Annotated in this window: 5 protein-coding genes; all 5 read left to right on the forward strand. The window is 74.4% G+C overall.

Going from position 1 to position 8,901, the window contains the following annotated elements:
- Positions 1 to 155: 155 nt before the first annotated feature.
- Positions 156 to 2,108, forward strand: coding sequence for a TIGR03960 family B12-binding radical SAM protein (locus AB0L74_RS34590; protein WP_365661511.1), 1,953 nt, complete (start codon positions 156 to 158; stop codon positions 2,106 to 2,108).
- A 113-nt stretch (positions 2,109 to 2,221) separates the two neighbouring features.
- The gene (locus AB0L74_RS34595) at positions 2,222 to 3,352 is read left to right on the forward strand and encodes a hypothetical protein (RefSeq protein ID WP_365661513.1); all 1,131 of its coding nucleotides are present in this window, start codon (positions 2,222 to 2,224) and stop codon (positions 3,350 to 3,352) included.
- 48 nt (positions 3,353 to 3,400) lie between these two features.
- Positions 3,401 to 4,177, forward strand: coding sequence for a TIGR03936 family radical SAM-associated protein (locus AB0L74_RS34600; protein ID WP_365661516.1), 777 nt, complete (start codon positions 3,401 to 3,403; stop codon positions 4,175 to 4,177).
- Positions 4,178 to 4,451: 274 nt separating this feature from the next.
- Positions 4,452 to 8,663: an Rne/Rng family ribonuclease gene (locus AB0L74_RS34605; RefSeq protein ID WP_365661519.1), complete on the forward strand. Its 4,212-nt coding sequence runs from the start codon at positions 4,452 to 4,454 to the stop codon at positions 8,661 to 8,663.
- Positions 8,664 to 8,788: 125 nt separating this feature from the next.
- On the forward strand, positions 8,789 to 8,901 hold a 113-nt coding region (locus tag AB0L74_RS34610), incomplete at its 3' end, for a sugar phosphate nucleotidyltransferase (protein WP_365661522.1).

Consider the following 8,901-nt stretch of genomic DNA (forward strand, 5'->3'; position numbering starts at 1 on the left):
CGTCCCTTCCCGCCGTGGGCGGCCGCGGCTCCGTCCAACGGGGAGGCCGCCCAGCCCCGGGCAGTCGTGCCGCTGGTGGGCGCCGGGTCCGGAGGGACCCCGCGGGCGGGTTACGCTTGATGGTCACCCCTGTCAGCTCACGAAGGTTCCGCGAGATGCCTGCCGATGCCGCCGAGTCTGTGTTTCCGCAGCTCGAAGCTCTGCTCCCGCATGTGCAGAAGCCGATCCAGTACGTCGGCGGAGAGCTCAACTCCACGGTCAAGGACTGGGACTCCTGCGACGTCCGCTGGGCGCTGATGTACCCCGACGCCTACGAGGTCGGGCTGCCCAACCAGGGCGTCATGATCCTGTACGAGGTCCTCAACGAGCAGGAGGGCGTCCTCGCCGAGCGCACCTACAGCGTGTGGCCGGACCTGGAGGCGCTGATGCGGGAGCACGGCGTCCCGCAGTTCACGGTGGACAGCCACCGGCCGGTGCGCGCCTTCGACGTGTTCGGCCTGTCGTTCTCCACGGAGCTGGGGTACACGAACATGCTGGCCGCCCTGGAGCTGGCCGGCATTCCGCTGGAGGCCCGGGACCGGGGGCTGGACGACCCGATCGTGATGGCCGGCGGGCACGCCGCGTTCAACCCCGAGCCCATCGCCGACTTCATCGACTGCGCGATCATCGGCGACGGTGAGCAGGCCGTGCTGGAGGTCACCGCGATCATCCGCGCCTGGAAGGCGGAGGGCCGCCCCGGCGGCCGCGAGGAGCTGCTGCTGCGCCTGGCGAAGACGGGCGGGGTGTACGTCCCCGGCTTCTACGACGTCGAGTACCTGCCCGACGGCCGTATCGCCCGCGTCGTGCCCAACCGGTCGGGTGTGCCGTGGCGTGTGTCCAAGCACACGGTGATGGATCTGGACGAGTGGCCGTACCCCAAGCAGCCGCTGGTGCCGCTGGCGGAGACGGTCCACGAGCGGATGTCGGTGGAGATCTTCCGCGGCTGCACCCGCGGCTGCCGCTTCTGCCAGGCCGGCATGATCACCCGCCCGGTGCGCGAGCGCTCGATCACCGGCATCGGCGAGATGGTGGAGAAGGGGCTGAACGCCACCGGCTTCGAGGAGGTCGGCCTGCTGTCGCTGTCCAGCGCCGACCACTCCGAGATCGGTGACATCGCCAAGGGGCTGGCGGACCGCTACGAGGACGACAAGATCGGCCTGTCGCTGCCGTCGACCCGCGTCGACGCCTTCAACATCGACCTGGCGAACGAGCTGACCAGGAACGGCCGCCGGTCCGGTCTGACCTTCGCCCCCGAGGGCGGCAGCGAGCGCATCCGCAAGGTCATCAACAAGATGGTCTCCGAGGAAGACCTCATCCGGACGGTCGCCACGGCCTATGGGAACGGCTGGCGGCAGGTGAAGCTGTACTTCATGTGCGGCCTGCCGACCGAGACCGACGAGGACGTCCTGCAGATCGCCGACATGGCCACCCGCGTGATCCAGAAGGGCCGCGAGGTGTCGGGCTCCAACGACATCCGCTGCACCGTCTCCATCGGCGGTTTCGTCCCCAAGCCCCACACCCCCTTTCAGTGGGCGCCGCAGCTGTCGGCGGAGGAGACGGACGCCCGGCTGGCCAAGCTGCGCGACAAGATCCGCGGTGACAAGAAGTACGGCCGCTCCATCGGCTTCCGGTACCACGACGGCAAGCCCGGCATCGTCGAGGGCCTGCTGTCGCGCGGCGACCGCCGGATCGGCGCGGTCATCCGGGCCGTGTACGAGGACGGCGGCCGGTTCGACGGCTGGCGCGAGCACTTCTCGTACGACCGCTGGATGAAGTGCGCGGAGAAGGCGCTGGCGCCGTACGGCGTGGACGTCGACTGGTACACCACCCGTGAGCGCGGCTACGAGGAGGTCCTGCCCTGGGACCACCTCGACTCCGGTCTGGACAAGGACTGGCTCTGGGAGGACTGGCAGGACGCCCTCGACGAGACGGAGGTCGAGGACTGCCGCTGGACACCGTGCTTCGACTGCGGCGTCTGCCCGCAGATGGACACCCACATCCAGATCGGCCCGACGGGCAAGAAGCTGCTGCCGCTGACGGTCAAGAACGCCGCGCCCAGCGCCGGCTGAGGCCGCGCCGTCACGTCGTCTGCCCCGCCCGGATTTCCGCCGGGCGGGGCAGACGTGCGTTCGGGGGACGGGGCGGGCGCATCCGGACGGGGCGTTGGTGCGTCTACACCGGTATGGAACTGCGGAAAGAGCCCTCGGCCGGCCCCGCGCCGTCCGATGAGCCCGTGCGCCCCGCGCACGGTGAGCGGCAGCCGGCGCGGGGCGAGGGGTGTCTCGTCGTCGCGATCCGGATTCCGGTGCGGATCGTGACACTGGTGCTGGTCGTGCCGGTGCGGATGGTGTGGGACGTGCTGGTCGTCGGGGCGCGGTTCCTGAACGACACGGTGCTGCGGCCGGTCGGGCGGGCCCTGCTGTGGCTGGGGCGCGCGGTGTTCGTCTGGCCCTTCGTGGGGCTGTGGCGGTACGTCGTCGTGCCCGTGGGGAAGGGGCTGGCCTGGCTGGGGAAGGTCTGTGTCGTCGTCCCGGCGGTATGGGTGTACCGGTGGGTGCTGACACCGCTCGGGCACGGGTTCGGGTGGGCGTACAGGCGTGTCCTCACTCCGGCCGGGCACGCGGTGCTGTGGGTGCTCCGGGGCGTGGGCGCCCAGATCGCCGCCGCCGCGGGCGCCGTGTGCGCGGTGCTGGGCGTGCTCGCGCGCTACCTCGTCGCCGTCCCCGCGCTGTGGCTGTACCGGTGGGTGCTGACGCCCCTCGGGCACGCCCTCGCCTGGTGCGGCAGGGGCCTGGCATGGTGTGCGCGGATGGTCGTGACCGGTGTCGGCGCCGCGCTGTACTGGACCGGCCGCGTGCTCTTCGTGCTGCCCGCCCTCGGTCTGTGGCGGTGGGTGCTGGTGCCCGTCGGGCGGGTGCTCGCCGTCGTCGGGGCGGAGCTGTGGGCGGCGCTCGCGCACGCCTGGCGGGTGGCGGGGCACATCTCCCTCGCCGTCGGGCGGGCCCTGGGCCGGCTGTTGCGGCGGATCTTCGTGGAGCCGGTGCGGTGGGTGTACCGCGGTGTGCTGACGCCCGTCGGCCACGCCGTGCGGGACACGGTGCTCAGGCCCGCCGCCGAGGCCGCGCGCGGGGCCGGCCGGGCGGTGCGGCAGGCGCTCGGTTCCGCCCGGGCGTCCGCCCGGCAGGCCCGTGCCGACGTGCGGCGGATGCTGCTCGGGGAGCGGGTGCCGGCCCGGGCCGTGGACCGGCGGGAACCTTCGGGCGCGGAGGGACGTACTCTTGGTGGCAGTACGACCGCTCTCACGAAGGACTGAACGACACTGGGCAAGCGACAGCCCGAAGGCCCGCCGCCGGTACCCGCGGTGCAGCGCATCCGTCTGCGGTACACCAAACGCGGCCGCCTCCGGTTCACCAGCCACCGTGACTTCCAGCGTGCCTTCGAGCGTGCGCTGCGCCGCGCCGAGGTGCCGATGGCCTACTCGGCGGGGTTCACGCCGCACCCGAAGGTGTCGTATGCCAATGCCGCACCCACCGGTACGGGCAGCGAGGCGGAGTACCTGGAGATCGCGCTCACCGAGCCGCGCGACCCCGAGCAGCTGAGAGCCCTCCTCGACCAGTCGCTGCCCGCCGGGCTCGACGTCGTCGAGGCGGTGCAGGCCCGGACCTCCGGGCTCGCCGACCGGCTGACGGCCTCCGTGTGGGAGCTGCGGCTGGACGGGGTGGAGCCCGCGGAGGCCGCGCGCGCCGTGCGGGCGTTCAACGAGGCCGGGGCCGTCGAGGTGCAGCGCCTCACCAAGAACGGCGTGCGCACCTTCGACGCCCGGCCGGCCGTCGCGAGCCTGGAGAGCGTGGAAACGCACGGTTCGCCGGCTGATAGGCCGAGCGACCGGCCCTGTGCGATACTGCGGCTGGTTGTTCGGCACGTGACGCCTGCCGTACGACCCGACGACGTCCTGTCCGGTCTCCGCGCCGTGGCCGACCTGGCGCCGCCGGTCCCCGCAGCGGTGACCAGGCTGGCGCAGGGGCTGTTCGATGAAGAGACCGGCACGGTGACCGACCCGCTCGCGCCCGACCGCGAGGCAGCAGCGAACGAGCCCCAGACGGCCGACGCGACTGCCGCCGCGAAGGCGTCGGCGTAAGGAAGGTCCCGCGCAGGGACGTACGTCGAAGCGCCGCCCTGGAACTCGGGAGCCACCTGGGTCGGGCAGCGCACCGACCAGAAGACTTTCGCCAGGCCGTGCACAACAAGGGGTACGGAACCGGCGAGACAGGACACAGAGAGCTTCCGAGCGGCGCCCGCGCCCCGGACGGCGGCGACCGCGCACCGCGCGAGCCGCGGACGTCAACGGTGATCGACGTGGTCGACACCGGACCAGGCGCGGCGCCCGGGAGCCTGACGGGAGATACGCCCGCATGCTCGAACCGACCGAGCCCACTCAGGGTTCCGAACCGAACACTCCGAGCGACACCCTGCCGCCGCGTCGTCGGCGCAGGGCCGCTTCCCGGCCGGCGGGTCCGCCGGTCACCTCCTCCGACACGCCGGTGGAGACGGTGACGCCGGCCATACCGGCCGCCGAGAGCGACGAGATCGCTCAGGCCCAGGTCACCGCGGACGCCGACGCCGTCGGCGCCGAGGAGCCCGCGGCGCAGGAGGCCGCGGCACCCGCCGCCGAGGAGCCCGCGCCCGCCGGACGCCCGCGCCGCCGCGTCGTACGGCGCGCCTCCGCGCCCGCCGGCGCCCCGGCGTCGGCGGAGGCGGCCGAGACCGTTCTCCCGGCCGCATCCGCCGTTGAGGTGAGCGAAACCGCCGAGGCCCCCGAAGCCACCCAGGCGCCCGAGGCGGCCGAGAGTGCCGCTCCGCGGCGCACCCGGCGCCGTGCGACGCGCACGGTGACCTCGCCCGCCGCGACCGAGCAGCCGGCCCCGTCCGCCGAGGCCGAGGCCCCCGTGCAGGCCGAGGCCGCCGCCGCGGCCTCTGAGGCGCCGGTCGTCGAGGGTGCCGAGGACGAGGGTGCCGCTCCGCGCCGGGCCCGGCGCCGTGCGACGCGCCGGGTGTCCGCTCCCGCCGGGACGCCGGAGACCGCCGCGTCCGCCGAGACGCCCGCGCGGGACGAAGCCCCCGCGCGGGACGAAGCCCCCGCGCAGGCCGAGGCCTCCGTGCAGGCCGAGGCCGCAGCGGGTGACGGCCGCAAGGACACCGCCGTGCCCCAGGCCGAGGCCCCTGAGGCCCCCGCCGCCGAGGCCGCGCCGGCCGAGGAGGCCGCCCCGCGTCGTGCCCGGCGCCGGGCCGTGCGCAAGGCGGCCACCGGTTTCGCCGAGCCCGCCCGGTCCGCCGGGGCGTCCGGCGCCGAGGCCGACGCGCCGCGCCGCCCGGCGCGTCCCGCCGTCGCCGTGTTCCAGCCCCCGGTGTTCGCCGAGCCGAAGTTCCAGACGCCGGAGCGGGCCGCCGCGGAGGCGGCGGCCGTCGCCGCCGGAGCCGAGCGCGTCGAGGAGACCGAGGAGCCGGAGGAGACCGAGGCGACCGAGGAGTTCCCGCAGGAGCAGGCCGCCGGCTCGCGCCGCCGTCGCCGGCGCAGGGGCGCCGCCGACGAGCGCCCGGACCCCGTGGCCGAGGAGGAGCCCGAGGAGGAGGAGTCCGAGCCCCAGGACTCCGAGGAGTCGTACGAGGGCGAGGAGGCCGAGGGCACCGAGGAGACCGGCTCGCGCCGCCGTCGCCGCCGGGGCGGCCGTCGCCGCCGCCGGGGCGAGGGCGCGGACGCCGAGTCCGAGGAGCTCGCCACCGAGCAGGCCGCCCAGGACGCCGAGGACACCGCCGAGCAGGTCGAGGAGGACACCGAGGAGGCCGCGGAGGACGAGACCGCCGACGAGCACGCGCACGCCGGGAACGGCACCAGCAGCAGCCGTCGCCGCCGTCGCCGTCGCCGCCGCGCCGGGGACACCTCCCTCGACGCCGAGCCCTCCGCCGACGACCCCGAGCGCACCGTCGTCAAGGTCCGCGAGCCGCGCAAGCCCGCCGAGCCGTCCGACGAGGTCCAGTCCATCAAGGGCTCGACCCGCCTGGAGGCGAAGAAGCAGCGCCGCCGCGAGGGCCGCGAGCAGGGCCGCCGGCGCGTGCCGATCATCACCGAGGCCGAGTTCCTGGCCCGCCGCGAGGCCGTCGAGCGCGTCATGGTCGTCCGCCAGCACGGCGACCGCACGCAGATCGGCGTCCTGGAGGACGGCGTGCTCGTCGAGCACTACGTCAACAAGGAGCAGTCGACCTCGTACGTCGGCAACGTCTACCTCGGCAAGGTGCAGAACGTCCTGCCGTCGATGGAGGCGGCCTTCATCGACATCGGCAAGGGCCGCAACGCCGTGCTCTACGCCGGCGAGGTCAACTTCGAGGCGCTCGGCATGGCGGGCGGGCCGCGCCGTATCGAGTCCGCCCTGAAGTCCGGGCAGTCCGTGCTCGTCCAGGTGACGAAGGACCCCATCGGTCACAAGGGCGCCCGTCTGACCAGCCAGGTCTCCCTCCCGGGCCGCTACCTCGTGTACGTCCCCGAGGGCTCGATGACCGGCATCAGCCGCAAGCTGCCCGACACCGAGCGGGCCCGGCTGAAGACCATCCTCAAGAAGATCGTCCCCGAGGACGCGGGCGTCATCGTGCGCACCGCCGCCGAGGGCGCGAGCGAGGACGAGCTGCGCCGGGACGTCGAGCGTCTCCAGGCGCAGTGGGAGGACATCCAGAAGAAGGCCAAGAACGGCAACGCGCCGACGCTGCTGTACGGCGAGCCGGACATGACCGTCCGGGTCGTGCGCGACATCTTCAACGAGGACTTCTCCAAGGTCATCGTCAGCGGCGACGAGGCGTGGCAGACCATCCACGGGTACGTCTCGCACGTCGCGCCGGACCTCGCCGAGCGGCTCCAGCGGTGGACCTCCGAGGTCGACGTCTTCGCCACGTACCGGATCGACGAGCAGCTCGCCAAGGCGCTGGACCGCAAGGTCTGGCTGCCCAGCGGCGGTTCGCTGGTGATCGACCGGACCGAGGCGATGGTCGTCATCGACGTCAACACCGGCAAGTTCACCGGCCAGGGCGGCAACCTGGAGGAGACGGTCACCAGGAACAACCTGGAGGCGGCCGAGGAGATCGTGCGCCAGCTCCGGCTGCGCGACCTCGGCGGCATCATCGTCATCGACTTCATCGACATGGTGCTGGAGTCCAACCGGGACCTGGTGCTGCGCCGCCTGCTGGAGTGCCTGGGCCGCGACCGTACGAAGCACCAGGTCGCCGAGGTGACCTCGCTGGGGCTCGTGCAGATGACCCGCAAGCGGGTCGGCCAGGGCCTGCTGGAGTCGTTCTCGGAGACCTGCGTCCACTGCAACGGGCGCGGGGTCATCGTCCACCTGGACCAGCCGTCCGCCGCCCAGGGCGGCGGCAAGCGCCGCAAGCGGGCCCGGGCCGGTGCCGCCGAGCAGCCGCACGAGCACGAGGCCGTGGCCGCCGCCGTCGAGACCGCCGAGACGGCGGAGCAGGAGGCGGAGGCCGAGTCCGAGGCCGAGGTGGCCGCCGAGGCCGCCGAGCCGGCCGCCCTCCCGGCGCCCGACTTCGCGCCGGACGAGGAGCTGTACAGCAGCGTCGCCGAGGCGGAGGCCGCGGCGGGCCGCGGGCGTACGCGGCGCCGGACGAGCCGGCGGGCGTCGGCTCCGGCGGGCGCGCCCCGCGAGGCCGAGCAGGCCGCCGGCAAGGGCCGGGCGGCCAGGCCGCGCAAGGCCGAGGCCGGGCAGCCGCAGGACGAGCGGGCCGCGGCGGCCGAGGTGCCCACGGCCCAGGACGTCACGGCCGAGCAGGAGGCCGTGCGTCCGGTGCGGCAGGAGCCGGCCGCCGAGGCGCTGGCCGAGCCCGCCGCCGTCGAGGACGCGGTCGTCGCGGCACCGGCCGCCGAGACGCCGGCCGCCGAGGAGGAGGCCGCGCCCAAGGGCCGTACCCGTCGCCGGGCGACCCGCAGGGTGTCCGCGCCCGCCGGGTCCCCGGCCGGGGCCGAGGCGGCCGTGGTGACGGTCCCCGAGTCGGCACCGGTGGCGCCCGAGGCGGCGCCGGCCGAGGAGGCCGCCCCGGCGGAGCAGCCGGAGCAGCCGGAGGCCGCCGCCGAGCCGGCCGCCCCGGCCCGTCCGCGGCGCCGCGCCGTGCGGAAGGCGGCCGCGCCCACCGCGCCCGCGGAAGCCGCCGTCGTGGTCCTCCCGTCGGCCACCGAGCCGGAAGCCCCGGTTCAGGAGGCCGCCGTTCCGGAGGCCCCGGCTGAGGAGGCCCCCGCCGCCGAGCCGGCCGTCGCGGGCCCGGAGGCGGCCGAGGCCGCCGAAGAGGCCGTCGCGGCCAAGAAGACGGCGCGCAAGACGGCCAAGAAGGCCACGGCGAAGAAGGCGGCCACGAAGAAGACCGCGGCCACCAAGAAGACCGCGGCCACCAAGGCGGCGACGGCCAAGAAGACGGCCGCGAAGAAGACGACCGCGAAGAAGACGACCGCCACCAAGACGGCCGCCAAGAAGACGGCCACCAAGGCGGCGGCCAAGAAGACGGCTTCGAAGAAGACCGCGGCGGCCGAGCAGACGGCCTCGTCCGTCTCGGCCGCCACCGACGAAGTCTGACCCGACCAGGGTCCATACGACGTGGGGTCCTGCCCGGAGGCGGGCAGGACCCCACGTCGTCTCATCCGCCCGGAGTTCCGCCGCCGGAACGCCGCTGACGGCCCGCAAGCAAGGAGAGAAACACGATGATTGGCCTCATACTCGCGGCCGGTGCCGGACGGCGCCTGCGCCCCTACACCGACACCCTGCCCAAGGCGCTGGTGCCGGTGGGGCCCGAGGGCGCCGAGGACAGCCTGAC

Origin of the sequence: Streptomyces sp. NPDC052020, from assembly GCF_040680575.1 — a bacterium.
Classification (GTDB): domain Bacteria; phylum Actinomycetota; class Actinomycetes; order Streptomycetales; family Streptomycetaceae; genus Streptomyces.